Origin of the sequence: Klebsiella sp. Lac1 (genome assembly GCF_009825425.1) — a bacterium.
Taxonomy (GTDB): Bacteria; Pseudomonadota; Gammaproteobacteria; order Enterobacterales; family Enterobacteriaceae; genus Klebsiella; species Klebsiella electrica.
On the sequence record NZ_VJZJ01000001.1, the window covers coordinates 2338914 to 2365635 of the forward strand.

At 54.4% G+C, this 26722-nt stretch carries 26 protein-coding genes and 1 pseudogene; 9 read left to right on the plus strand and 18 right to left on the minus strand.

The genetic code is table 11. The features are described 5' to 3' along the window. Window positions 1-2: 2 nt before the first annotated feature. From rlmA to mgrB, 6 genes are all read right to left on the minus strand, one after another. A complete protein-coding gene (gene rlmA / locus FNY10_RS11320) occupies window positions 3-797 on the minus strand; it encodes a 23S rRNA (guanine(745)-N(1))-methyltransferase (RefSeq protein WP_131047788.1) in 795 nt (264 codons plus the stop codon). Between the two features lie 61 nt (window positions 798-858). Further along, complete coding sequence (ftsI, locus tag FNY10_RS11325) at window positions 859-2604, minus strand: peptidoglycan glycosyltransferase FtsI (protein WP_100682333.1); 1746 nt, start codon at window positions 2602-2604, stop codon at window positions 859-861. A 191-nt stretch (window positions 2605-2795) separates the two neighbouring features. After that, window positions 2796-3005, minus strand: a complete 210-nt coding sequence (cspE, locus tag FNY10_RS11330) for a transcription antiterminator/RNA stability regulator CspE (RefSeq protein ID WP_001062678.1) — start codon at window positions 3003-3005, stop codon at window positions 2796-2798. 40 nt (window positions 3006-3045) lie between these two features. Continuing rightward, window positions 3046-3162 carry a DUF2627 domain-containing protein gene (locus FNY10_RS11335; RefSeq protein ID WP_049267871.1) on the minus strand — a complete coding sequence of 39 codons (117 nt, stop codon included), beginning with the start codon at window positions 3160-3162 and terminating at the stop codon, window positions 3046-3048. A 636-nt stretch (window positions 3163-3798) separates the two neighbouring features. Further along, window positions 3799-4083, minus strand: coding sequence for a YebO family protein (locus FNY10_RS11340; protein ID WP_100682332.1), 285 nt, complete (start codon window positions 4081-4083; stop codon window positions 3799-3801). Between the two features lie 74 nt (window positions 4084-4157). Further along, a complete protein-coding gene (gene mgrB, locus FNY10_RS11345; RefSeq protein WP_002911375.1) occupies window positions 4158-4301 on the minus strand; it encodes a PhoP/PhoQ regulator MgrB in 144 nt (47 codons plus the stop codon). 159 nt (window positions 4302-4460) lie between these two features. Between mgrB and FNY10_RS11350 the strand changes: the two genes are divergently transcribed. Continuing rightward, complete coding sequence (locus tag FNY10_RS11350; RefSeq protein WP_004863927.1) at window positions 4461-4700, plus strand: YobH family protein; 240 nt, start codon at window positions 4461-4463, stop codon at window positions 4698-4700. Between the two features lie 64 nt (window positions 4701-4764). Here FNY10_RS11350 and kdgR read toward each other — a convergent pair whose 3' ends face one another. Further along, the gene (gene kdgR / locus FNY10_RS11355; protein WP_100682331.1) at window positions 4765-5556 is read right to left on the minus strand and encodes a DNA-binding transcriptional regulator KdgR; all 792 of its coding nucleotides are present in this window, start codon (window positions 5554-5556) and stop codon (window positions 4765-4767) included. Window positions 5557-5733: 177 nt separating this feature from the next. On the opposite strand from kdgR, the gene FNY10_RS11360 reads away from it, so the two are divergent. Continuing rightward, window positions 5734-7107: an MFS transporter gene (locus FNY10_RS11360; protein ID WP_100682330.1), complete on the plus strand. Its 1374-nt coding sequence runs from the start codon at window positions 5734-5736 to the stop codon at window positions 7105-7107. Between the two features lie 76 nt (window positions 7108-7183). Here the strand turns inward: FNY10_RS11360 and htpX are convergent, their stop codons facing one another. From htpX to FNY10_RS11380, 4 genes and pseudogenes are all read right to left on the minus strand, one after another. Next, complete coding sequence (gene htpX, locus FNY10_RS11365) at window positions 7184-8065, minus strand: protease HtpX (RefSeq protein WP_004863936.1); 882 nt, start codon at window positions 8063-8065, stop codon at window positions 7184-7186. A 236-nt stretch (window positions 8066-8301) separates the two neighbouring features. Then, window positions 8302-10350, minus strand: a complete 2049-nt coding sequence (gene prc, locus FNY10_RS11370) for a carboxy terminal-processing peptidase (protein ID WP_141964346.1) — start codon at window positions 10348-10350, stop codon at window positions 8302-8304. A gap of 19 nt (window positions 10351-10369) precedes the next feature. Then, the gene (gene proQ / locus FNY10_RS11375; RefSeq protein ID WP_004863942.1) at window positions 10370-11044 is read right to left on the minus strand and encodes an RNA chaperone ProQ; all 675 of its coding nucleotides are present in this window, start codon (window positions 11042-11044) and stop codon (window positions 10370-10372) included. Window positions 11045-11125: 81 nt separating this feature from the next. After that, window positions 11126-11639 (minus strand): annotated as a pseudogene (locus tag FNY10_RS11380) (GAF domain-containing protein). Window positions 11640-11771: 132 nt separating this feature from the next. On the opposite strand from FNY10_RS11380, the gene yebS reads away from it, so the two are divergent. The 5 genes from yebS to FNY10_RS11405 all read left to right on the plus strand — a co-directional run bounded on the left by yebS (window position 11772) and on the right by FNY10_RS11405 (window position 17803). Then, a complete protein-coding gene (gene yebS, locus FNY10_RS11385; protein ID WP_100682327.1) occupies window positions 11772-13055 on the plus strand; it encodes a membrane integrity lipid transport subunit YebS in 1284 nt (427 codons plus the stop codon). Further along, window positions 13024-15657: a PqiB family protein gene (locus FNY10_RS11390; protein WP_141964345.1), complete on the plus strand. Its 2634-nt coding sequence runs from the start codon at window positions 13024-13026 to the stop codon at window positions 15655-15657. The genes yebS and FNY10_RS11390 overlap by 32 nt, the downstream gene beginning before the upstream one ends. A 74-nt stretch (window positions 15658-15731) precedes the next feature. Next, window positions 15732-17165, plus strand: a complete 1434-nt coding sequence (gene rsmF, locus FNY10_RS11395) for a 16S rRNA (cytosine(1407)-C(5))-methyltransferase RsmF (protein WP_141964344.1) — start codon at window positions 15732-15734, stop codon at window positions 17163-17165. A 114-nt stretch (window positions 17166-17279) separates the two neighbouring features. Next, a complete protein-coding gene (locus FNY10_RS11400) occupies window positions 17280-17519 on the plus strand; it encodes a YebV family protein (protein ID WP_100682324.1) in 240 nt (79 codons plus the stop codon). Window positions 17520-17611: 92 nt separating this feature from the next. Continuing rightward, entirely contained in the window at window positions 17612-17803 is a 192-nt protein-coding gene (locus FNY10_RS11405) for a YebW family protein (protein WP_100682323.1), read from the plus strand. Here the strand turns inward: FNY10_RS11405 and pphA are convergent. Further along, entirely contained in the window at window positions 17800-18453 is a 654-nt protein-coding gene (gene pphA, locus FNY10_RS11410) for a protein-serine/threonine phosphatase (RefSeq protein ID WP_131047781.1), read from the minus strand. The genes FNY10_RS11405 and pphA overlap by 4 nt on opposite strands. Before the next feature lie 143 nt (window positions 18454-18596). Between pphA and FNY10_RS11415 the strand changes: the two genes are divergently transcribed. Continuing rightward, on the plus strand, window positions 18597-19568 hold the full coding sequence (locus FNY10_RS11415; RefSeq protein ID WP_208764247.1) for a VirK/YbjX family protein: 972 nt from the start codon (window positions 18597-18599) through the stop codon (window positions 19566-19568). A 121-nt stretch (window positions 19569-19689) separates the two neighbouring features. After that, a complete protein-coding gene (locus tag FNY10_RS11420) occupies window positions 19690-19833 on the plus strand; it encodes an Ecr family regulatory small membrane protein (RefSeq protein ID WP_141964342.1) in 144 nt (47 codons plus the stop codon). Window positions 19834-20376: 543 nt separating this feature from the next. Here the strand turns inward: FNY10_RS11420 and FNY10_RS11425 are convergent. The 6 genes from FNY10_RS11425 to FNY10_RS11450 all read right to left on the minus strand — a co-directional run bounded on the left by FNY10_RS11425 (window position 20377) and on the right by FNY10_RS11450 (window position 26721). After that, the gene (locus FNY10_RS11425) at window positions 20377-20616 is read right to left on the minus strand and encodes a hypothetical protein (RefSeq protein WP_160704492.1); all 240 of its coding nucleotides are present in this window, start codon (window positions 20614-20616) and stop codon (window positions 20377-20379) included. 97 nt (window positions 20617-20713) lie between these two features. Then, on the minus strand, window positions 20714-21001 hold the full coding sequence (locus tag FNY10_RS11430) for a hypothetical protein (protein ID WP_160726281.1): 288 nt from the start codon (window positions 20999-21001) through the stop codon (window positions 20714-20716). A gap of 9 nt (window positions 21002-21010) precedes the next feature. Then, window positions 21011-23854, minus strand: coding sequence for a hypothetical protein (locus tag FNY10_RS27325; RefSeq protein ID WP_160726284.1), 2844 nt, complete (start codon window positions 23852-23854; stop codon window positions 21011-21013). Between the two features lie 9 nt (window positions 23855-23863). After that, entirely contained in the window at window positions 23864-24907 is a 1044-nt protein-coding gene (locus FNY10_RS11440; protein ID WP_160705044.1) for a hypothetical protein, read from the minus strand. A 1-nt stretch (window position 24908) separates the two neighbouring features. Further along, window positions 24909-25496, minus strand: coding sequence for a DUF2612 domain-containing protein (locus tag FNY10_RS11445; protein ID WP_160705045.1), 588 nt, complete (start codon window positions 25494-25496; stop codon window positions 24909-24911). Next, window positions 25489-26721, minus strand: coding sequence for a baseplate J/gp47 family protein (locus FNY10_RS11450; protein WP_160705046.1), 1233 nt, complete (start codon window positions 26719-26721; stop codon window positions 25489-25491). The genes FNY10_RS11445 and FNY10_RS11450 overlap by 8 nt, the downstream gene beginning before the upstream one ends. Window position 26722 lies beyond the last annotated feature (1 nt).

The following is a 26722-nucleotide window of genomic DNA, read 5'->3' on the forward strand; positions in this document are numbered from 1 at the left end:
TCTCAGGCCTCACGCTGCCAGCAGTGGATCATAAAATCGGTCTGGCAGCGGAAAGTCGCCTGCGCGCGCAGCGTTTCACGCACCGCTGGCTTCGCCCGCCACGCGAATGGCGTCATCTGCAACAACGCTTCCGCCTCGGAGCCGGTCAGCTGCATCGGATAGGCCAGCTGCTGCTGCTGGTTTAATGTAAAACCGGCCATCTGTTCATGATTTTGCTCATGCAGACGCACCTCGTCATAAATCAACCCTTTCAGCTCCAGCAAATGACGCGGTCCCGGCGTGGCGGTAATGACCCAGCCGCCGGGCCTGACCACCCGCGCCAGCTCCTGCGCGTTACAAGGGGCGTAGATTCGGACCACCGCATCAAGGCTGGCATCTTCGAACGGCAGACGCTGGCTCGATGCGACGCAAAAATTGACCTGCGGATAGCGTCTGGCCGCCGCGCGAATAGCCGACTTTGAGACATCCAGCCCCCAGCAATGAGCGGCGATGGCGGCAAACGCGTGGGTGTAATACCCTTCCCCGCAGCCGATATCGAGCAGACGCTCAGGCGCGGCGACGCAGAGAAAGTCGCGGATCGCGTCACGCAGAGGCTGATAGTGGCCCGCATCGAGAAATGCCCGCCGCGCCTGCATCATCTCCGCGCTATCGCCCGGATCGCGAGACCGCTTAAACTGCACCGGCAGTAAATTGACATACCCCTCTTTCGCCAGATCGAACTGGTGCCGCTGCGGGCAGATATAGCTGTTATCGCGGCGGGAAAGCGGCGCGTGGCAAAGTGGGCAACTGTATGACATGACAACTCCGGTGTCGCTGAAAGGGCGAAAGTGTAGCGCTATTCGCCCTTTCAGACCACTGTTACAGCGCCGGCGGCGCGGCATCACCGTTATGCATCACAATCAGATTTTCCGAGCCTTGCGGCATACCGTCCGGCAGCACATTTTCCAGCCGCAGCACATCGCCCATGATCTGGCTAAAGACCGGTGCGGAAACCGCCCCGCCATAATAGGCACCATTGCTGGGATCGTTAATCACCACCACCAGCGCAAATTGCGGACGGCTGGCGGGCGCCACACCTGCGGTATACGCCACATATTTATCGATATATTTACCGTCGGGACCGATTTTTTTCGCGGTCCCGGTTTTCACCGCAATGCGATAATCGCGCACCGCCGCCTTGGTGCCGCCGCCGCCCGGCAGCGCCACGCTCTCCATCATATGCTCCACTTCATGCACGATGCTTTCCGGCATCACCTGCGTCCCGATGACCGGCGGATCGATGCGGGTAATCGAGAGCGGTCGCTCAATACCGAAACCGCCGATAGTGGCATAAACGTGTGCCAGCTGCAGCGGGGTCACCATCAGGCCATAGCCGAAGGAAAAGGTCGCGCGGTCCAGCTGGCCCCAATAGCGCCGTTGCGGCATCAGCCCGGCGCTTTCGCCGGTCAGCCCCAGCCCGGTCGGGTCGCCAAAGCCAAACGCTTTATAGGTATCGATCAGGTGTTGCACGGGCATAGCCAGCGACAGATGCGACACGCCGATATCGCTGGATTTTTGCAAAATACCGGTCAACGACAGTTCGGGATAATAGCCAACATCGCGAATACGGTGACCATCAAGCACAAAGGGGTGGGTATCCACTACGCTGTCCGGCTGCACAATCCCCTGCTGTAGCGCCGTCATCACCACCAGCGGTTTGACCGTCGAGCCCGGCTCAAAGGTATCGCTGATGGCGCGGTTGCGAAAATCATCCAGTTTGGCGTCGTCACGGTTATTGGGATTGAAGTCCGGATAGCTGGCCATCGCCATGATCTCGCCGGTATCAATCTTAACCAGTACCGCCGCCCCCGATTCCGCCTTATTCCAGTTTACGGCGTTATCCAGCGCATCTTCGGTGACCGTCTGCAGGCGCTCGTCGATACTCAGCTGAATATTATGCGCAGGCACTGCCGGCATCTCGGTGATATTTTCGATCACGTGACCATGACGATCTTTACGCACCAGCCGGCGCCCCGGCTTTCCGGTGAGCTGAGCATTAAAGCTTTTTTCAATCCCTTCAATGCCCTGGTTATCGATATTGGTAAATCCCAACAGGTTAGCCGCCACGTGCCCGGCAGGGTAAAAGCGGCGCGACTCATCACGCAGGTTAATCCCCGGCAGGTGCAGCTTGTCGATCCATTCGGCCTGTTCCGGGTTAACCTGGCGGGCCAGATAGATAAACCGCATATGCGGATGGCTCTCAACGCGTTTGGCCAGATCGCTCAGATTGAGGTGCAGCGCCTCCGCCATCCCCTGCCAGCGCGGGCCATAGCCGACGCCGCCCTTTTGCATAATGGTTTGCGGGTCGGCCCAGATGGCGCTCACCGGCACGCTAACCGCCAGCGGGCGGTTCTCACGATCGCTGATGGTTCCACGCTGCACATCGATGGGTTCTTCGCGCAACGAGCGCATATCTTCTTGTTTGACAAGGTTATCTGGAGAAATTATTTGTAGCCAGGCCACCCGCCCCAACAGTATTCCGAGACAACCGAGAATCGCCACGCACAACAGCCCAAAACGAAGAGGGGTGAAATGAGCAACTGACTTATTTTTGTACTTTAGCACCGTAGCTCCAGCATTATATTGCAACCCTCTGATTTAACAGAAAATCGGCACAACAGAATGCGAAACTATGCGAATAAGGATGTTGTTTTGCAACAAAGCGCGACGGAAGGGGAAAAATGGACATATTTTGCAATAAAGACTAAAAAGCCCCGCAGAGGCGAGGCTTTTCTTACAAGATGAGTGGTCTTGAATCAGATAGCAGTAACGTTAACTGCAGCCGGACCTTTCTGGCCGTCCTGAATTTCGAACTCAACGTTCTGGCCTTCAGCCAGAGTTTTGAAGCCATTACCCTGGATAGCGGAGAAGTGTACGAACACGTCTTTGCTGCCATCAGCCGGAGTAATGAAACCAAAACCTTTAGACTCGTTGAACCACTTAACTTGACCTTTAATCTTTGCCATTTGCAAAATTCCTTAGACTGTTTTCTTCGCCCACAGGCGCTTACATAGATAAAACTGACACGTTACTGCATGAGGCACTAATATAAGGTTCGGCAGAGAAGCGGTATTCAACGACAACGTGTTTACTCAGGACTTCTTTACTGAAAATGCCACACATAAACAGAACTGTACCTCGTTTAACCCGAAAGGTGTTATCACATACAACGTAAATAATGGCAAGCCATTTTTAAACGTGTCTCGATCCTTCGCACAAATTATAAGGGAATCATTTGATCACCTGCACATTTATGCGTCTTTACCGCCGAGGGCTACCCTTGCCGCTGCCACGGGATTCGCTCTATCGCCAACCCTATGGTTGCAACTTTTTTTACCCTAGCTCAACAACTTCGCTTCGTCCAGACAACGGGCTATTCTGCCAGCGCATTTCAGCAGCCAGGGTCAGGGCCGGTGCATAATGATGCGTATAAAAGGTCATATCTATAGTCGAAATTTCGCTTAAATTCTGCGGAGGTAGAGATATAAAATTGTCACACGATTACGTTATAAATATTATTTATATTACAATTCAAACATGAAGCATTCATGACGATATTTTTTCATCAGACAATTAAAACAGATTGTTATTATTTAATTTGAATAACTAAAAAATCAATGGCGTCAATAGCCAGAATTGGGAGCAGGGACACATTCAGCGTGCGAGGAAGTGTAACAAAACGATCGGAAAGGATAAGAAAAAGTTATAGAGCCCCATTGATCCAGGTGCACACCGAGGCGGTGCACACCTGTCAGTCAGTTACCGTTCGGCGACGAGACGGATAAAGTCGTCATCGTCTTTCTCTCCCGCCGAAGTCTTAGTAACCTCTTCTTTCTCAGGCTCATTGGCTTCACAGAGACGGCGCAGCAGCGCATTTTGCCGCTTTTGCTGGTCCAGTAACGCCTGCAGCAGTTCAATCTGCGCGTTGGTGCGCGAGCTTGCGCGATTAACAAAAAACCATAACAACAAACCGACAAGCAGCAGCACGACGGACAGTGCCAGCGATGCCAGATTTAAGAACCCAGGATTCAGTAACTCACTCATTTCACCACCTCAAAGAGAAGGCGTACATTCTACCACTCGCGCAGCAGAAGGAAATCGGTCGTCAGAAAAATGTCTTACCAGGGGATAAACTTGTTGATTGTGCAGATGCCGCTGAAAAACTGTACATCTTGATCGCACATTACGTTAAGCATCTGAGTCCACAGCAACAAACAGCCCGCTATGATGACTATCAGCAAAACCCAGCGTAATTTTTTCACTCCATTCTCCGCATCAGTATCAGATGGTTCCAGGATAACATGAGCATCTTAAACCGTGGCTAACTGTAATACGAAAGACAAGTTTAGGAATCATAGACTTGTTTCAAGACGTGTAGCTGGCAAAATAAACTCAGGGATAACGCAAACTATGAGGCAACAATGCGATTAATCATTCGTTCCATTGTCGTACTGGCTATTGTATGGATTGGGATATTATTGAGCGGCTATGGCATTCTGATTGGCAGCAATGAGAACGCTGCGGGGCTGGGGCTTCAGTGTAAATATCTGACGGCTCGCGGCACCAGTACCGCACAATATGTTCATTCTGATAGCGGTATTATCGGTGTTACCGACTGCCCGATTTTACGTAAAAGCGAAACCGTTATCGATAAAGGTTGATGCATAAACGCGATAGCGGGAAACGCATCCCCGCTGTCGCTCAACCGACCAGACCGCCATTCGGTCAGAATGGATAGTCGTTATACCCCATCTGCTCAGAAATCTTACGCGCCGCCGTGTGCAACATTGCCACGTATTCACTCAGACGCTCTTCGGAGAAACGCAGCGTCGGGAAGGAGATGCTCAGGCCCGCAATCACTACGCCAAAGCGGTCGAAAACCGGTACGCCGATGCAGCGCAGCCCTTCTTCCTGCTCTTCATTATCTTCGCCGTAGCCCTGCTGACGAACCTGATCCAGAACGCCCAGCAGCGCTTGCGTACTGGTAATGGTCCTCTCGGTGCTACGTTTGTATTCCACGCCTTCAAGAATCTGCTCAACTTCAGCGCGATCGCGCCACGCCAGCAGCACCTTACCAATAGCGGTGCTGTACAGCGGGTTACGGCGGCCAATGCGTGAGTACATCCGCAGGTTGTACATGGAGTCGATTTTGTGGATATAGACGATGCTGTCTTCATCCAGCGCCCCCAGGTGGATCGTCTCTTTGGTCAGCCGCGAAAGCTCGCGCATCTGGATGTCGGCGCTGCGGACCAGATCGACATTCTGTAGCGCACGCGCGCCCAGTTCGAACAGCTTGAGCGTCAGCGAGTATTTCTCAGATTCGCCTTCCTGCGCCACATAGCCCAGCGATTTCATGGTTTGCAAAAAGCGATAAACGGTGCTTTTTGACATCATGACGCGCTGGGACAGTTCGGTAATGCCAATTTCACGCTCTTCGCCAAGCGCCTGCAGAATGCCAAAAACCTTCAATACCGAAGAGACAGAATCTGGCTGTTTATCCAAATCTGCAACTGCCATTTATCACCTCATCGTAACTGTTTTATAAAAATCAGAACCGGTTTTTATTATAAATTCGCATCGCGCCCCTCGCAATCGTTCTTCTGCTCATTCGTTACAAATCTGCGACATACAGCTGAATAATCAATGCTAAAATCATTACTCAGAGAATAATTACCATCAAGAAGCATATTCAACATGGATAAAAATATTTCCGATGGCCTGCCTTTGCCGCAGCGCTACGGCGCAATGCTGACCATCGTTTTAGGGCTGGCCATGGCGGTGCTCGACGGCGCAATAGCCAACGTGGCTCTGCCGACTATCGCCACCGATTTAAACGCTTCACCGGCGGCGTCAATCTGGATTGTCAACGCCTACCAGATAGCCATCGTCATTGCCCTTCTGCCGCTCTCTTTTCTCGGTGATATGTTCGGCTATCGACGTATTTATAAAATCGGCCTTGCGCTGTTTACTCTCACTTCGCTCGCCTGCGCGCTTTCCCATAGTCTACAGATGCTGACGCTGGCCCGCGTCGCGCAGGGCCTTGGCGGCGCCGCGCTGATGAGCGTCAATACGGCGCTGATCCGGCTGATTTTCCCACAGCGTTTTCTGGGGCGCGGCATGGGGATTAACTCCTTTGTGGTGGCAGTTTCATCAGCCGCCGGTCCCACCATTGCGGCGGCGATTCTCTCGGTCGCCTCCTGGCAATGGCTGTTTTTTATTAATATCCCACTCGGGATTGTGTCGCTTATCCTCGCCCTGCGTTACCTGCCGGCGAACGTTGGCCGGAGTAAAATCACTCGCTTCGATCTCCCCAGCGCCATCATGAATGCGCTGACGTTTGGCCTGTTGATCACCGCTCTCGGCGGTTTTGCCCAGGGCCAGTCGGGACGGGTCGTGCTTGCGGAAGTGGTCGCGATGCTGGTCATCGGTTTTTTCTTTGTGCGCCGCCAGCTGCAGATGCCGGTCCCGCTGTTGCCGATTGATCTGCTGCGCATCCCGCTGTTTTCCCTTTCTATCTGCACCTCCATTTGCTCATTCTGCGCGCAAATGCTGGCGCTGGTTTCTCTGCCCTTCTTCCTGCAATCGATGATGGGCCGCAGCGAAGTCGAAACCGGCTTGCTGCTGACGCCATGGCCTCTGGCTACTATGGTGATGGCGCCGCTGGCGGGTTATATGATTGAGAAAGTACACGCGGGATTACTGGGGGCCATCGGCCTGCTGGTGATGGCCTGCGGTCTGTTTGGCCTCGCGCTGTTGCCCGCGTCGCCCTCCGATCTGGATATTATCTGGCGCATGGCGCTGTGCGGCGCGGGTTTTGGCCTGTTCCAGTCGCCGAACAACCATACCATCATCTCTTCCGCCCCGGGCCATCGCAGCGGCGGTGCCAGCGGAATGCTGGGGACCGCGCGTCTGCTCGGTCAAAGTACCGGCGCGGCGCTGGTTGCCCTGCTGCTTAACCTGCAGGGCAACAGCGGCACCCACAGCGCGCTGCTGCTGGCCGGTGGACTGGCGGTGATTGCCGCCGCCGTCAGCGGGCTCCGCGTGACTCAGCCTCGACCGGGACAGTAGCCGCTCTCGCCAGGCTGCGGCCATAAAAAAATCCGCTGCCCGAAGGTCGCGGATTTTTTATCTACTCTGCCACACGTTACTTCAGGTATTCACCGCTGCGCAGCGCTTCAATACGTTTATCCAGCGGCGGGTGCGTCATGAACAGTTCACTCATCGACTTCGCCTTGCCGTTAATGCAGAACGCCATCATGCTGCTGGCTTCCTGCGGCTCATAGCTGGTTTTCAGGCGCTGCAGCGCGGCAATCATTTTCTCACGGCCAACCAGTCTGGCAGACCCGGCATCGGCGTGGAATTCACGGTAGCGCGAGAACCACATGGTAATAATGCTGGCCAGAATACCGAACACCAGTTCCAGCACGGTCGCTACGGCAAAGTAAATCAGCGGGTTGCCATTGCTGCTTTCACTGTCATCCCGGTTTCCGCCCAAAAAGCCGGCGGCAATCTGCGCGATAACACGCGAGATAAAGATAACGAAGGTGTTCACTACCCCCTGAATCAGCGTCATCGTGACCATGTCGCCGTTGGCGATGTGGCTGATTTCGTGGGCGATGACCGCTTCAGCTTCGTCACGACTCATGTTTTGCAACAGCCCGGTGCTTACGGCGACCAGAGAAGCATCGCGGCGTGCGCCGGTGGCAAACGCGTTGATATCCGGCGCGTGGTAGATAGCAACCTGCGGCATGCCGATACCCGCCTGCTGCGCCTGCTGCGCGACGGTGTTCATCAGCCAGCGTTCTGTTTCATTGCGCGGCTGCTCAATGACTTCCCCACCTACGGATTTCAGCGCCATCCATTTCGACATCATCAGCGAAACGATCGAACCACCAAAACCAAAAAGCAGCGCCATGATCAGTAACCCGGTCATGCTGCTTGACTGAATTCCCGTCAGGCTTAACACCAGCCCGAATACCACCATCACTGCCAGGTTGGTCAACAGGAAAAGCGCGATTCGCATCATAATTTTCTTTTAACCTCGATTTAACAAAACGCACTATGCGATTACCCATATCGTATGGGTAGAACGTTAATTTTCAACGATCAGGCCCCGCTAAGTCACGAGAAAAACACAACTTTACATTTTGTCACATCGAACTGACATCCACATAAGTTGTTGACATTTTGTATGTATCAGAGAGGTCGTTCTGGCGGGTGACGGAAAGAAAAACGGGCACAATGATTGTGCCCGTTGGGTGCTTATTTGCTGACCGGCGGTTCTACCGCGGGCATCTCTTTCTCAAGATGCGCGAGGTCGACCGCAATGCGGACCGTCTCATCAAGATACGGATCCGGCTCCTGGTAGTCCTTCGGCAGATCGTCCAGTTTCTTCAGCAGCGGCTTACCTTCGCGTTTCAGGCGGTCGTTAATCCGTGCCAGGCGCGTCGCATCGTCTTCTTCGTTCTCTTTCTCACGCTGAGCGTAGTTGAGAGAAACAATATAACGCTTATCTTTCATTGCGTTATAGCGAGCGATGTCCTTCATGATGTACTGGAACTCAGGATCTTTGGCGATCCGCGCCTCGTGCAGCTTCAGCAACTGCGGATTAAACGGCTGTAAATCACCAGATTTCACGTAGGTCGCCGCATTGACGCTATCCCACGGCAGCGCGTTATCTTCATACTGCTCGCCGGTCTCACGCTCTTCGCTACCGGTCGGCATCATGATGTCCGGCGTGACGCCCTTGCGCTGAGTACTACCGCCGTTGATGCGATAGAATTTCTGGATGGTGTACTGTACGGAACCCAGCGCCGGCCAGTCAGGGCGCAGCATCTGATCGTAGATACGGTTCAGCGAACGGTACTGCTGGACGGTCCCTTTACCGAAGGTCGGCTCCCCGACGATCAGCGCGCGGCCATAATCCTGCATCGCAGCGGCGAAAATTTCAGACGCCGAGGCGCTGAAACGATCGACCAGCACCACCAGCGGGCCTTTGTAGTACACCACGCCATCGGTATCGCTGTCTTCACGCACCTTGCCGTTGTTGTCGCGAACCTGGACAACCGGGCCGGATGGAATAAACAGGCCAGAAAGCGAAACGGCTTCGGTCAGCGCCCCGCCACCGTTACCGCGCAGATCGATAACAATGCTGCTGACGTTTTGTTTCTCCAGCTTCTGCAGCTGCACCTTGACGTCATCCGTCAGGCCAACGTAGAAGCCCGGGATATCCAGCACGCCGACTTTCTGTTTGCCGACGGTTTTCACCGACATTTTCACCGCGCGGTCTTCAAGACGAATGCGCTCTCGGGTCAGCGTGACGATACGGGTTTTGGCACCCTTACCGGCAGGCAGAATTTCGAGACGCACTTTGCTGCCCTTCGGCCCTTTAATCAGCGCGACAACGTCATCCAGACGCCAGCCGATGACGTCAACCATACCTTTACCCGTCTGGCCGACGCCGACAATACGATCGCCGACGGCGATCGATTTACTCTTCGCCGCCGGACCGCCGGCAACCAGCGAATTGATGACCGTATAGTCGTCATCCATTTGCAGTACCGCGCCGATACCTTCAAGCGACAGGCTCATTTCGGTATTGAACTGTTCGGTATTGCGCGGGGAGAGATAGTTGGTGTGCGGGTCGATCTCGCGAGCGAAAGCGGTCATCGCCAGCGAGAACACGTCTTCGCTGTTGGACTGCGCCAGACGACGAATGGCGAATTTGTAGCGACGCGTTAAGGTATCGCGAATTTCTTTATCATCTTTGCCAGTGAGCTTCAGGCTCAGCTGGTCAAACTTAACCTTGGCGTCCCACAGCGCGTTGAGCTCGGCTTCGTCTTTCGGCCAGGGGGCTTTGCTGCGGTCAAGGTTAAAGTTGTCGTTGCCGGTAAAGTCCATCGGACGTTCCAGCACCTTTAATGCATACTGATAGCGCTCAAAACGACGCTTCTGCGCCAGGTTATACAGGTCGTAAAAAACGTCCAGCTTTCCCGTACGCAGCTCATCGCCGATTTGATTCTTCTTCGCCGAGAACTGAGCAACATCACTGGCCAACAGCACGTTGTGGCTGTAGTCCAGCAGATTCAGATAGCGGTCGAAAATTTTTGCCGAGAAGGCGTCGTCGAGATCAAATTGCCGATAGTGAGAACGGGTAAAGCGCGAGGTTACGCGCTCGCTCACCGTCGCGTGCTGCGGCTCTTCTTTCAGCACGGGGATTTGGTCAACTCGAGTGATATCGTCCACGGCGAACGCATGGCCTGCTATTGCCAGCAGGCCCGCAAACGCGGTGAGCTTAAAGAATTTGTTCATGCCTGGCCCGGCCTCCGTTTCAGAACACCAGGTGTTCTGCGCGTACAATCATTGACATACCAGAAGTCAGCTGTACACGAACGCCATCTTTGGTGATTTCCAGAACGGTGGCGTCCATGGCGTTGTTGCCTGCTTTCACCTTCAGAGCCTGGCCAACGCTTAACGCAGTCAGATCTGATACAGGGGTATGACGCTCTTCACGCGGTGCTTTCGCAACGGCTGGACGCGGCTTACGCTGTTCGGTGCCTTCTTTGCGACGAACCTGAGGACGCGGCTTGCGCTCACGACGAGCACCGTCTTCCTGCTGCCCCGCAGCCGCGGCGGCTTCGCGTTTTTTCGCCTGCTGGCTTGCGCGCTGCGCCTGAACGCGAGCTTTTGCTTCTTCGAGCTGCTGACGAGCGTGAGCAACATGCTGCTCTTCCAGTTCGCCGCACGGGTTGCCGTCAAGGTCAACGCGGACTGCGCCAGGCTTAACGCCGTACAGATAGCGCCAGCTCGAAGTATAAAGACGTAAAGCGGCACGAAGTTGGGTTTTGCTGAGATTCATCTCCCCCCCAACACGCTCCACGAGATCCTGAAAAATACCGACTTTCAGGGGGCGAGCTTCGCCTTCAGCGCTGAAGCACTGAGGGAAACGTTCGGCCAGAAACGCGATAACTTCTTTACTGCTATTCAACTTAGGTTGATTTTCCATGAAATTTCCTGATTACAACGGACGTAGCCAACAAGCCGCAGGCATGAACAGGCGTCATTATAATGACGCCATCGCTAAATGCTACGTTATCCGTTGATTATCCTGCGACGTGGGCGAATATTTTTTGATAGTCAGTCGCAGAAATGAGTTTTTCCAGATGCGCGACCAGCTCAGCCAGCCCCTGTTCATCCTCAGCGGTGAAGCGGGACGCGGCGGTGCTGTCGATATCCAGAACGCCAATAATCTGATTGTTAACCTGCAGCGGAAAGACGATTTCCGAATTGCTGGCGGCATCACATGCGATATGTCCCGCGAAGGCATGGACATCATCTACCCGCTGGACGCGATTTTGCGCCACGGCCGTGCCGCAAACGCCCCGCCCGACCGGAATCCGTACGCAGGCCAGTTTGCCCTGGAATGGTCCTAAAACCAGCGTCTCCCCTTCAAGCAGATAGAAACCTGCCCAGTTGACCTCGCTCAGACGCTCAAACAACAGCGCGCTGGTATTAGAGATCATGGCCAGAAAACTGGTCTCGCCTGCCATTAATGCCTGAAAATCACGGTTCAAGTCCGCGTAAAATTCTGTTTTGTTCATTATCCAGTCACTTAGTTGTCTTACAGCAAAATACGCATTGCCTAATAAAATAAGCATTAAATGCGTTCAGGCTCAAGATGAATTCATTCCTGGGTTAATATAGTGAGATACATTCATACCTGTACGTAATAAATGCCACTAAAAACACAACCGATAACACCGGCAAAAAAGATGGTCGTGCATGCGATAAGCAGTTCGCTGCCGCAGGCGCATTATCACCGCTGTCCGCAGTGTGACGTTCTTTTTCGTTTGCCGGTGCTGAAGCGTCATCAAAGCGCCTGGTGCCCCCGCTGCAATGCGAAAGTGCGCGATGGCCGTGACTGGTCTCTGACGCGGCTGGGCTGTATGGCCATTACCATGATACTCCTGATGCCCTTCGCCTGGACCGAGCCGCTGTTGCGTCTGCATCTGCTCGGCGTACGTATCGATGCCAACGTGATTCAGGGGATCTGGCAAATGACCGGTCAGGGCGATCCGCTCACTGCCGCGATGGTGCTGTTTTGCGCGATTGGCGCGCCGGCGCTGCTGGTCATCTCTATCTCCTATCTCTGGCTGGGAAACGTTCTGGGCATGAATTTACGCCCGGTGCTGCTGATGCTGGAGAAGCTCAAAGAGTGGGTGATGCTGGATATCTATCTGGTCGGTATCGGTGTGGCCTCTATCAAAGTGCAGGATTACGCCTTCCTGCAACCGGGCGTCGGGCTTGTGGCCTTTATCTCGCTCACCCTGCTGAGCATTCTGACTATCATTCATATGAACGTCGAAGAGTTGTGGGAGCGATTTTATCCCCAGCGACCCGCGTTTCGGGCCGACCCGGCGCTACAGGTTTGCACCGGCTGTCATTACACCGGCTTTCGCGATCCCCGCGGACGCTGCCGACGTTGCCATACGCCGCTCCACCATCGACGGCCGCAAAGCCTGCAGCGGAGCTGGGCCGGGCTGATTGCTTCGATGGTCTTCCTGCTGCCCGCTAACCTGCTGCCGATCTCGATTATTTACGTCAACGGCGCGCGCCAGGATGACACGATTCTGTCGGGGATCATGTCGTTGGCCAATAGCAATGTGGCGATTGCTGGCGTGGTGTTTATCGCCAGTATCCTGGTGCCATTTACCAAAGTTATTGTGTTGTTTACGCTGTTAGTAAGCATACAATTCAAGTGCGAACAGGGGCTGCGTACCCGCATCATCCTGCTGCGGCTGATTACCTGGATCGGCCGTTGGTCCATGTTGGATCTTTTTGTTATCTCATTAACCATGTCACTGATTAATCGCGACCAACTCCTCGCTTTCACGATGGGGCCTGCTGCGGTATATTTCGGCGCCGCGGTAATATTAACTATCCTTGCTGTTGAATGGCTGGACAGCCGCTTACTTTGGGACGCACATGAGTCAGGAAACGCCCGCTTCACCGACTGAAGCCAGAATTAAAACCAAACGTCGCATCTCGCCATTCTGGCTGCTGCCGGTAATAGCCCTGTTGATCGCCATCTGGCTGATCTGGACCAGCTATAACGATCGCGGAACGACCATCACCATCGACTTCCAGTCGGCCAACGGGATTGTCCCGGGGCGCACGCCTATCCGCTACCAGGGGGTCGAGGTGGGCACCGTCGAGAATATCTCGCTGAGCAAAGATCTGAGCAAAATTGAAGTCTCTGCCAGCGTGAAAGGCGATATGAAAGAGGCTCTGCGCAAGGATACCCAGTTCTGGCTGGTTACGCCGAAAGCCTCGCTGGCCGGGGTATCCGGACTTGATGCGCTGGTTGGCGGTAACTATATCGGTATGATGCCGGGCCAGGGCGACCCGGAGGACCATTTCGTCGCCCTCGATACCCAGCCGAAATACCATATCAACAACGGCGAGCTGATGATTCATCTGCAGGCGCCGGACCTCGGTTCGCTCACCAGCGGTTCGCTGGTCTACTTCCGCAAGATTCCGGTGGGCCGGGTTTACGATTTTGCGCTCAATGATAACAACCAGGGCGTCACTATCGATGTGCTGATCGAACGCCGCTTTACGAACCTGGTGAAAAAAGGCAGCCGCTTCTGGAATGTGTCAGGCGTTAAGGCCGATGTCGGCCTCAGCGGCGCGAAGGTCCAGCTCGAAAGCCTGTCCGCGCTGGTTAACGGCGCCATTGCCTTTGACTCTCCTGCCGATTCCCAGGCCGCGCAACAAAACGATGAGTTTGGTCTGTACGAAGATTTGGCTCACAGCCAGCGCGGGGTCCTGGTCACTCTGGAGTTGCCTGACGGCGAAGGTCTGAAAGCCGGCTCCACTCCGCTCATGTATCAGGGGCTGGAAGTCGGGCAACTGACCAAACTCAACCTTAATCCCGGCAGTAAAGTGACCGGTGAGATGACGGTTGATCCAAGCGTTGTCACCCTGCTCAGGGAGAAGACGCTTATCCAGATGAAAAAGCCGAAAATCTCGCTGGATAACCCCAGCCTCAGCGCCCTGCTGACCGGGAATACCTTCGAACTGGTGCCTGGAGAGGGAGAGACGCGGAATCACTTTGTGGTGCTTCCGGCCGATAAATCCCTGCTCGAAGAACCGGATGTGGCTACCCTCACGCTCACGGCGGCGGAGAGTTACGGTATTGATGCCGGGCAGCCGCTGGTGCTGCACGGCGTGAAAGTAGGCCAGGTTCTGGAGCGCAAGCTGACCGCTAAAGGCGTCACGTTCCAGGTGGCCATTACTCCTGAGTATCGCGACCTGGTGCGCGGCGACAGTAAATTTGTCGTTAACAGCCGCTTTGATGTGAAGGTGGGTTTTGATGGCATTAAAGTGCTGGGCGCCAGCGCCAGCGAGTGGGTCGAAGGCGGTATTCGCATTATCCCTGGCGAGAAAGGGGCCATCCAGGCCAGCTATCCGCTGTATGCCAATATGGAGAAGGCGGAAGAAAACAGCCTTAGCGAAGTGCCCACCACCACCCTCAGCCTGACGGCTGAAACCCTGCCGGATGTGCAGGAAGGCTCGGTGGTGCTGTACCGTAAGTTTGCCGTCGGCGAGATCATTTCGGTTAAACCCCGCCGCAATGCCTTTGATATCGATCTGCATATCAAGCCGGAATATCGCCATCTGTTGACCAACAATAGCGTCTTCTGGGCCGAGGGGGGCGCCAAAGTCCAGCTCGATGGCAATGGTCTGACGGTGCAGGCGTCACCGCTGTCGCGGGCCCTGAAAGGCGCGATTAGCTTCGACGATCTCAGCGGTAGCAGCGCCGGCGCGCGAATGGGCAACAAACGTATTCTCTACGCTTCCGAAACCGCCGCGCGGGCGGTCGGTGGCCAGATTACGCTGCATGCCTTTGATGCAGGTAAAATTTCCGCAGGAATGCCGATCCGCTATCTGGGCATTAATATCGGCCAGATCCAGTCCCTGAATTTGATTACCGCGAAAAACGAAGTTCAGGCGAAAGCGGTTCTCTATCCGGAGTACGTCGACACCTTCACCCGCGGCGGGACACGCTTCTCGGTGATCACCCCGCAGATTTCTGCGGCGGGCGTCGAACACCTGGATACCATTTTCCAGCCCTATATCAATGTTGAACCTGGTCGCGGCACGCCACGCCGTGATTTCGAAATTCAGGAAACGACCATTAGCGACTCCCGCTATATTGACGGTCTGAGCATCGTGGTTGAAGTGCCGGAAGCCGGGTCGCTGGATATCGGGACGCCGGTACTGTTCCGCGGACTGGAAGTCGGTACGGTCACCGGGCTGACGCTGGGCTCGATGTCGGATCGCGTGATGGTCAAATTGCGGATCAGCAAACGCTATCAGTATCTGGTGCGTAACAATTCGGTCTTCTGGCTCTCTTCCGGCTATAACCTCGACTTTGGCCTGATTGGCGGCGTCGTGAAAACCGGGACCTTTAACCAGTTCATTCGCGGCGGCATCTCCTTCGCCACCCCCCCGGGCACGCCGCTGGCACCGAAGGCGCAGGATGGCAAACACTTCCTGCTGCTGGAAAACGAACCAAAAGAGTGGCGTGAATGGGGCACAGCCCTGCCACAGTAAGCAAAACGCTCCGGTGTCCCCCGCCGGAGCGTTTATGATAAACTGCGCACCCTTTTTTCTTGTGGTGCGCACCCGTGGCTCAAAACGCAGTCTATTTTCCTGACCAATTCCTTGCTCAAATGCGTGACGCGATGCCTACGCATCTCTCGTTCGAGGCGTTTATCGCCGCCTGTCAGCGCCCGTTGCGCCGCAGCCTGCGCGTGAATACGCTGAAAATTTCCGTCACCGACTTTGTGCAGCGGGTAGCGCCCTATGGCTGGCAGCTGACGCCGATCCCGTGGTGCGAAGAGGGCTTTTGGATCGAACGCGATGATGAGGACGCCCTGCCGCTGGGCAGCACCGCCGAACATCTCAGCGGCCTGTTTTATATTCAGGAAGCCAGCTCGATGCTGCCGGTTGCCGCGCTGTTTGCCGATGGCGACATGCCGCAGCGGGTCATGGATGTGGCCGCCGCGCCGGGCTCAAAAACCACGCAGATCGCCGCGCGCATGGGAAATGAAGGCGGGATCCTCGCCAATGAGTTTTCCGCCAGCCGGGTTAAAGTGCTGCATGCCAATATCAGCCGCTGCGGCATCAGCAACGTTGCCTTGACCCACTTCGATGGCCGGGTGTTTGGCGCCGCGCTGCCGGAGTGCTTTGATGCCATCCTGCTGGATGCGCCCTGCTCCGGCGAAGGGGTGGTGCGCAAAGATCCCGATGCGTTGAAAAACTGGTCGCCGGAGAGTAATCAGCAGATCGCCGAAACCCAGCGGGAGCTGATCGATAGCGCATTTCACGCGCTGCGCCCCGGCGGCACGCTGGTGTACTCAACCTGTACCCTCAACCGGGAAGAGAACGAAGAGGTCGTGCAGTGGCTGTTGGCCCGCTATCCGCAGGCGGTCGAGGTGCTAGCGCTCGGGGCGCTGTTCCCGCAGGCGACGGATGCCTTAACCGCAGAGGGATTTCTCCACGTCTTTCCGCAGATTTTTGACTGCGAAGGCTTTTTTGTTGCCCGCCTCAAGAAAACCGCGGCGATCGAAGCGCTACCGGCGCCGGGTTACAAAGTCGGAAAATTTCCTTTCTCAGCGCTTAAAAGCCGTGAGGCAGCAGCGATTTCCGCCGCTGCCGCCGCCATCGGACTGCGCTGGGATGACGGTCATACGCTGTGGCAGCGTGATAAAGAGATTTGGCTGTTCCCGAAAGCGCTGGAATCATTGATAGGCCAGGTCCGTTTTTCGCGGATTGGCATTCGCCTGGCGGAAACCCATAACAAAGGCTATCGCTGGCAGTACGAAGCGGTCATTGCGCTCGCCGCGCCGGATGCCCCTTTTGAACTGACACCGGATGAAGCGCAAGAGTGGTATCGCGGCCGCGACATCTATCCGCAAACGCCGCCGCAGCAGGATGAAGTCATCGTCACGTTCCAGGGGGCGCCCCTGGGGCTGGCGAAAAAAGTCGGCTCCCGTTTGAAAAACAGCTATCCGCGAGAGCTGGTTCGCGACGGTAAACTTTTTGCCGGCAAGGCGTGATAGAGTGCAAAAAAACCGCATTTTTTTACTGGCGGTTTGTCCCCCGTTGTCTACGCTGAAAAATGTCGGCCCGACTGGTCGTACCACAACTCAGCGCAACAACGGGGTGAATTTATGCGTAAAACCAACATTCGAATCGGCGCATTTGAGATAGATGATGCCGAGCTGCACGGCGAACAGCAGGGAGAGCGAACGTTAAGTATTCCTTGCAAATCCGATCCGGACCTCTGCATGCAGCTGGATGGCTGGGATGCGGAAACCAGCGTCCCTGCCATTCTTGATGGCCAACATTCCGTCCTCTACCGTAAGCACTACGATCAACAATCCGATGCCTGGGTCATGCGCGTTGCCTGATTCAAAAAGAACCCGTCGCCTGAGACGGGTTATTTATTCCCGCCGTTTATGGGCTACCCTATACTGATAACAAACCCAAACATGGGGCCACGATGTTCGCCTTAGTTTTGTTTATTTGTTATCTGGACGGTGGTTGCGAAGATATTGTCGTCGACGTTTACGATAATGAACAACGGTGCCTTGTCGCGATGGACGATCAGCGGATACGCCATGGCGGCTGTTTTCCGGTTGAGGATTTTATTGATAGTTTCTGGCAGCCTGCCCGCGAATACAGCGATTTTTAAACCGTTGATTGCAGCTGTACCAGAGTCAGCGTACCGCCGAATACCGCCCCCGTATCAATATAATGTTGATTATCGCTATCATAGCGTTGCTTCAACGGCGTGTGGCCAAACCAGAAGTGGTCCGCTCCACCTATCGCGCCATGTCGACCAGCCAGATGATCCATCAGCCGTTGTCGGCTCCAGAGCACCTGTTGTTCGTCGACCGGCTGCTGCCAACGATAGGTCGCCGCCGGGTAATCGGCGTGGGCCACAATATGACGCTGCGATCCGGCGCTGAGTTCCACGATCAGCGGCAGCTGGCGACAGCTCCTGAGATGTTCGTCAATGTGTCGCCGTTCGCTGCGCGTGCTCTCCTGATACCAGTGGCCTCCGTTCATGGCCCATAGCGTCTGCACCCCGCTCTCCTGCGCATCCAGCGCCATCTGTTCATGATTACCGCGCACCGCACAGAACCAGCGGCAGTCGAGAAGCGCGAGACATTTCGCGCTTTGCGGCCCGCGATCGATCAAATCGCCCACGGAAACGAGAAGATCCTGGTAAGGGTCGAATTTTATATGCCGCAACTGGCTCATCAATAAGGCAAAGCAGCCGTGCAGATCGCCAATCAGCCAGATATTGCGCCAGGCCGAACCATCGATGCGTTGATACATATTTTGTCCTCCTGATGCAATTATAGTTAATTCGCTCCCCGGCTCTCCCGAAGATCCCCACCTCAATCAAATATAAACGAAACAGAAATATAGTCCGCCAGGATATTAATCTCACCTCACCGGACCCTTAAAATAGAGGCTAAATAACAACGAGGTATTTTATCGTGACGGACAATAGCCTGCACTCCGCCTTCGCACAACAGCCACGCACCCATCTTATTGCCGATCTGGTGATGGGCAGACTTATTCCCGCTCCGATTTGGCAAAAGCGTAATTACCGGCTTAAATTTTTATTGCGTACGGCCTTATTTTATACGCCAACGCGCGCGATGCTGGATAATCTTTCCGGGCGTCCTGACTTTAATCAGTTACTTGCCGCACAGGTCACCCTGCCGGGTAAAGTTCACCGCCAGTATCTGAGACGTGGGTTAAACGCCAGCCAGCGCGCCCAGGCGATTATCAGCCACTATCAGTTCATCGACTCACTGTCAGGCGCGAAGCTGGCTGCCGCGATGACCGCCGCCAACGAGACGACCCTGCTGGAATTGCAGGGCAAAGATGAGGCCCGCTTCACTCTCTCAGCCTCCTCCGCAGGTAAAGCCGAGCGCGAAGGCGAAACCACATTGTGGCTGCACGACGGCAACCAGACGCTGCTGGCCAGCGCCACGTTCAGCGTCGTGCGCCAGCAGGAGCAATGGCAGCTGGTTATCGGCGGACTGCAGGGGCCGCGACGCGATGTGCCGCACGAAGTCATCAAACTCGCCACCCGCGCCTGCTATGGTCTGTTTCCTAAACGCCTGCTGCTCGAATTTATCTGGGCGCTGGCCGCAAGAAGTCACATTCAGGCCATTTATGGCGTAAGCGATAACGGTCACGTTTTCCGCGCGCTGCGCTATCGTCTCAGCAAGGGGCGCCATTTCCACGCCAGCTATGATGAGTTCTGGCAGTCTATTGATGGCGTAGCCGATGGCGCCTGGCGCTGGCGCTTACCGTTACAGATGGAAAGAAAATCACTGGAAGAGATAGCCAGTAAAAAGCGGGCAGAATACCGCCGCCGTTTTCAGCTGCTGGACGAACTGACCGCGCAGGTCGCGCAGCTGACTCCCCAACTCTGACGGACTAACACCTGTTCATATCAAACAAACGCCGTTTTTAAATCACGGCGTTTGCATCTTATCCTGTGGTTTCGTTACTATCATACCTTCATCGTTTTCCTTTCGGGTAGTCATTGAAGTTATGAGTAAAAGTGAAATTGCCCTTCTGGTTATTGTGATAATAATTTTGCTCGCTGCGCTTTGGTTTATTTTCAGCGGTGAAGTTTGGGCCCTCGTCAGCTACCTTGAATCCCAGCTGTATCCGTCATTCACCGCCCCTGAATAATGCCTTGTTTTGATCACGCCACCTTCTTCACCCCGCCCTTTTATTTGCTATCAATAAGCAGCCAAATAGTTCGCCATAAAATCATATCCCGGCGTATATTCGGCGCCTGAATATCCCGCTCAGATGACGGCCTGCTCTCCAAAAGCGCGGTGCGTCATCGCCAGAGGCTGACCCGTAATCCGGCTCAGATTTTCTGTAAAGAGAATGTGAAGGCGTTTTTTGTTGTGGTATAAGGGGAAAAGACCGTAACGCGAAATGCGGGATGATTTGCGGTCTTATTGCGTAACGATTTGATAAGTTTCAGATAAAAAGAGACCGAACACGATTCCTGTTTATGGTCTATCTCGTTTTTATCTATATGCTTCAATAGCTTAACCTCATAAAACCATCAAAATATAGTTACCAACACTTACCAATTGATTCCTTCAAGATCAAACCGTTGCCATCTTATTCGGGATGGGCGACGGGAAAGTTTCGAGCAACACCCCTGTTGGTAATTTCAAAACTTCCTCTCATCACTCCTCATATCGCTGATCGCATGCGTTACAGCACCATCCCCATGTTTCTGAGCATCCACAACCGGTTTTCCGAATCGTCTGGCGTCTTGTCAACGAAGTATGTTTGATATCGCTCTATCCATTGGTTTGCTTCACGCCCCGAGAAATGAATCCCTTTACGCTGCAGTGCGCAAACGAAGTCCCTTGTGCGTAGATACCGATAGCCTTTCGGGTTAACCGTGATCGACTCACGGAATGCTTGTGTGATGTCTGATTGATGGAGCATGATCTGCCCTCCTTAAAACACTGTTTATACATACAGTAATTTCATTCAGGAGGCAGATCAAAGAGGCTGCGGCTATCAATTTTCTCTACAGGCGGCTTTATGAAGCAACTGAACCAGAAAACTCTTCCAGCTCCATAATTTGCGCTTCTGCCTGCTCAGCCCAGGATTTTGATGATGTGGTATCCAGCGTAACGGGGTAATCTCCCACCATGATTTTTGCCTGGTCATCGTAGCGCACGGATAGCGAAGCCTTGACCACACCAGCGTCGTCCTGCCGGACGCTTTCGACGGCATAAATCAGGTCGATTTCGATTTGCTTATCGCAGAGATACCCGCTGAGATAATGAATCTGAACGGTTTTGGGTGATGATAATTTGAAAGCCATAATTATTCCTCACGAAGGTAAGTAGTATTTTTCGCCGTAAATCAGTTTGCACAGACTAAATGCCGCTGCATCTGCGCCAGCCTTGTAACTGACGGTATAGCCGAGGTCATTCGGGTGGTTGTAGTTCGTACCGTCGAACAGCGCCGCCCAACCATGCGCTTCAACGCCATCCCGGAACCACGGTATTTCACATTCCATCAGGAATACCGCTTTATCTCTTGCCACAGACCGGAACATGCTGTTCACCATGCCGAATCGGGCAGCGCCTACGGTTTTGGTTCTGCTTCCAGACCAGTCCCGCTCGATAAATGATCGTGACGGAGGTGGCTCTAGAATCTCTTCGCGTAGGCTGTTAAGACCGATATGACGAATAGTCGTCTTTATGAGACCAGAAGCCGGGAAAGATTCTGCTACTGTGATGGTGTTCCGGTCGGCAGAAATGGCTGAGATTGTGTAGTCCCCCGCGTTTTCACCACTCAATACACGGAGCGTATGACCTACCTGAAGAATCTGGCCGCCCCAGCTGGTAGCGGCGTTGTCTGTCCCGTAGGAGAATGCCCCGCCATTGATGGTTCGCGCTGCCGCATCAAAGGTATAGTTTGTGTCAACGTTGAACGTCCTGACAGGCCATGAAACGTTCAGGCTGCCTAAGTCCATAGCCGTAACAGACGGGCTTAGTGGGTTGTGGTGTGGGCTGGTAGCAACAATCACTACCGCGCCTTTGGCTTTACACTCATCGATAAGAGCTTCAAGTTTTCCTTTTTGCGCAGGGAACGTTAGCCCGTTGTTAAAGTTCCCGACGGGCGCATCATTCATGCCGCCAATAATGAGTACAAAATCGGGCCAGTCATTCTCGTTTGTGCTGGTGAAGTATGGTGAGTTATGAAGTTGGGCAGAAAACTGCTGTAGCGCCTGAGTGGGAATACATTGGTTATCATTGATAAACTCAAAGTTACCGTACCCGGCTAACTGCGCTTTCATGGCCTCGACGAACAGCGAGTTAGGCGCAAATTTGGAACCATCAGAAGAACCCGCTCCAACACCGACTGACGAGCCGATTGAGGTAAATACCAGCCGACGCTTAACTGTGGTCCTTACCCCATTCGTGAACGATATCGAACCAAAAGGCCCGGTATTCGCGGTCGTACCATCGCCGATAATTTTTTTCGCCAGCTTCGCATACGGGTCGGTAAATGAGGCTTTGAGAGTTTCAACATCCGACTGGAGTTTTGCCACTGGAGTGGACAAATCGCCGGACGAAATGATTTTGAAGTTGTTTTGCGGTGCGCCGCGATACATCAGAAAAACTGGTTCTGCGTACTTTATCTCCCCACCTGTCAGCGGCGAGTTTGCACCCTTAAACACACTGCGTACAATCTTGTCGCCGTAACGGTTAACGACAGTGATGGCGACCGCCCCGGTATTCGTTGCTGGTGGTTCCAATACTACCAACGTGCCATTGCCGATATAACCATCAACCGTGACAGATAAATCATTCGGCGTACTGGCATCGCTGGTCATGGTTGCGCGAAGAACTGTACCGTAAATTTTTTCTCGCTCATCGGCATACGTCATTACCCGAAACTGATTAGCCCCTGCGTGCCAGTGCAGCAGATGCGCCCGGCCTGATGCCAGGTCTCCGGCAGCAACCTGCCCGCCATTAATATGTCTAATGTCATAGGCACCCCACGCATTGAGTTTCAGCTTGGGGGTACGGGTTGTATTTGCGGACGGCGGCGTAAACAGGAAGAGTCTCCCGCCCTGTAGCTCGCCGCTGGTGATGGATGATGTTGCCGTGTAAATGTCATCGGCAACACTGCCAACTGTCACCGGGATAGGCACCTGATTTTTCAGGGTGGCGGTCAGGGCATCATTAGTGGTCTTGTATGCGGTAAGGCTGGCTGCCACCTCCGACGCCATTGGGCCAGACGCTACCAGCATAAAATTGTTAATCGGTGCTCCCCGGTAGATACAAAGAACAGGATGGGAGACATTTAACTCCCCACCTGCTAGTGGTGCGTTTGCACCTCTAAGCACAATTCGATTAACGGTATTCCCCTTCGCGTCTGTCACGGTCACACTGACCGCCCCGGTATTCAGGATGGGGGACAGGAAATAAATCAGGCTGCTGTCAACAAGCAGGCCTGGAATAGTGATCGCGACCGTGTTTGCCGCGCTGCTACTGACTGCCGTTGCGGACTGGTATCCTGTAGGCATTGCTGAGGGCATTTTTCTGCCGGTTGCTACAAGCGTTCCGGAGTTGTTTGTGTACTCATCAGCTAAAGTAACGTCAGCATCGCTGGTTACCCAGCACTTACCGCCATTCAGGATATTACCCGCATCGGCATCAGCCTGAGCTGCAGCAAGAGAGGGAAACTCGCGAACGGTTCCTGTGATAGCGGCTGTACCCGGCTGCTTAGCCTGCAACACCGCGACACCGCCTTTGTTTTGGTACTGCCATGCTGCCGAAAGAGCATCAGGACCCTGCGCAACCCAGAACGACTGTCCGTCAGTTGTCGCTGCCAAGCCAGCAATAGTGCCGTCCGGATCGCTTGCGGTTTTGTAGAACGTGAATTTGTTGCGGGCGTAGTCTGATGCACCAGAAGCCGCCTCTACCGCCTCATCTCTTGCCGATTTCGCCTCAGTCGCAGCCTGCTGAGCATTGACCTCTGACGTCTCCGCACTCTGCTTAGATAGCAGGGCTGAATCGGCGGCGTCCTTCGCATCCTGAGATGCCGTACTGGTGTCCTCATATCCCTGCTGAGCTTCAAGCAGATATTGTTTTGCTTCTGCGGCGCTAACCGCTGCACTGGCCGCAAACTGCGCAGCTTGTTGGGTATCAGTAATTGCCATCTTTTATTCTCATGAATATTCGTAAATAACTACAATCCCAGACTTGCCGCGGGCACCATTTACTGCCGGAGATGAAGGTCGTTGCGATGAACCTGATGCGCCTGAGCCGTATGCCTGACCGTCTACTGCCGGGTCGCCAAATGACGGAACCCAGCCACCACCGCCATAGAAGCTGCTGGCACCAGGAGAGCCGAGAAATGACTGGGTTGCGTTCGCGTATGCGGGGATAGAAGGTGCGCCCGGTGAGCCGATGATGTTCGCCCCTGTCGGGCCGTTTGATGCAACGTTACCCTGGGGTGGGAATGGTGGATTAGCTGGTCCGGCAGAATAACCTCGCGTCCCGCCCGGGGCTGACATAAGAGAGCCAAAGGCACTTGCCACTCCTGCAGAACCCATTGGCGTGCCGACGACGCCGCCCTGCCCGCCAGTACCAACCGAAACCCAAACACTGGTGAAGTTGACCAGAAAGCGGCCTTTTGCATAAGCGCCCGCGCCGCCCCCGGAAACAATCGACACCTGCCCTGCCCCAGTGGCGGGAGCCATGTCACTACCGCCGCCGCCACCAACCATTTCAACGACAACAGATTTTGTGCCGGGGGTTGGCGTATAGTTGCCGGATGAAAAAAACGTCTGCACATTCAGTAGTCGTCCGGATGAATAATTAATCCAGCCGACACCACCTGCGTCAGGGTTAGTCAGGTTGTTTTCGACAATGCTCTGCCAGAATCCATCGCGGGATGAATTGATAAGAACAGCGCCCTTTGGGTATCCACCAATCGCCGCAGAAAAATCCGCGTCATACGGATACGAGCCGCCCGCCTGAGCCCACTGATGGCGCTTAAAGGAGTCATTGAAGATGCCGTTGAAATCCTCCCCTCTCGGCGGTTTACCGCCTGCAGCCAGAGGGATTCGAGTCAGGGGTGGGAATCCTGAGTCCATAGTTGCCAGTCCATCCGCGAGCGTCTCAGTGGTTGAATTGACGGGGATGGTATTTTTGTCGCCATTAGCAGAAAACACGACCGCCAGGCGTGACGGCATTGCTGAACTGTTCAATTCAGACCTCCTGAACAATATTAACTTTTACTCCGGGTGGAGACGGGAGTGCGCCGGAACTCTGGACAATGGCTAACTCTGATTCGGAAAGTGCAAACTCGAAGACGTAGCTCATGACGTGAGGGCCTTCATCGCGCACGTAAGCGCGACCACTTGAGCCAAACAGATACATCAGCATGCGGTTCATTACAGGCACTGTGCAGTCGCTAATGTTCGCCATTGCTTTGCACATAATCAGCTTGCGATAGGCGTCATTTGTCAGAACTACGGTATTTGTGTCCTGCACGCCGGTATAGAACGGGGCCTGATTAAAAGGCTGCGGGTCGGTTAGCTCTGCAGGTGTGCTGGTTGCCTCACCGAATCCGAAAAATTTCTCTGACGGGGTAACGGTTAACAGCCGGCTGACATCAACAATCTTCCCCCAGCACATCAGTCCGTAGTCTTCACAAGTCTCGATGTTGAAAACGAGGTCATAGAAGGTGTTTATCCACTTCTCCGGGGCGACGGAATCATTGAATGTGTCGATGAGGGCGCGAAGCTTTTGGGCGTTGACGTACTGAGCGTAAATAGTCCAGTCAACATTAATCATTGACCGCCTCCGTGAGGATGTTCGACGCATCAAGAGTCGGCTCCTGGTCAATGCCGATCGTCAGTGCGCTGGACCAGGTGGTGCCATCAAGGGAAATCTGCACAGACAGTACGTTCATGTTCTGCGTATCAATCGACTGAATGGGCCCGATATACCGGCTGCCGTAGATGCGAGCGCCACAACGAGCTCGGGTGCCACCATCAGAGCCAGTAAACGCATTCAGAACGGCTGTTTTAATCTGCGCGTTGATATCCGACGGAAGACCGTCGTTCTGTTCATACTCGACTTTGATATGAACGTTAACCGCGTTCAGGGACTGCCATTTGTAGCCGTAGCGCGGATAAGGCGGGTCGTAGTTTTCGGTGTCGTAAACGCTCGCCGTGGTGTTGCCGTTCATAACGGTGCCGGGCGGCAGCTTTTTGTTGATGGCTGCGGCTATATCAGCAGAAGCGCCACCGTACACGCCGATATAAATAGAGCTCGCCAGCAGCGTGTAATTCGTAGAGCCCTCGGTGACAGAATTGGGTTCTTTGTTGTCGATGACGTAAGCGTCAAGGACGCCTTCAACTTCCAGGATGGCAGCCCTTACGGCTGCAGCGGTGTTGAACGCATTACGCGCAACGGACTGGCGGCGGCGATACTCGAACGCAGAGCGCCCCTCAACGTCCGTACCAGGCACCCCTGCCGTTTCATTGGTGATACTCGACCAGCCGCTTACCGCGACGTAGATATTCGTCAGCGAGCCAATCGGGCAGGCTATCGCGCCGGTAGTCAGGTTCTGGAACTCAATCTTTACCGTGCCATCTGCGCCGATTGTGCCAGCCGCCAGAGACACATACATGTAGCCGTTATCATCAGTGGCGTATGACTGCGCCGGGATAACTGTCCCGACCGCACCTGAGCATGTCGCCGTAACCACTGTGCCAGCCGCGGCGATGCGATCGATAAAGTAGATGCGTCCGATGCCGTCCTGAAAGCGACCGGATGCAAAATCCGGATTCATGTTGTTGACGATAGCCAGGAGCTGATCGTTCTTATCTGCGATGATGGCTGTATCAGTGACAGCCAGTTGCCCTTGCGGGGTTTTGAGGTTAGTGCTCAGAGCGGTGCCGAATGCAGAGCCCATGTCTGCCTGGCGTCCGGCGAGGATGTCGCCCTCATCGGGGATATCCAGCCCAGTTAATGAGAATGTGACAGCGGGAACCGCTGTTGAAACTGTCGTCATT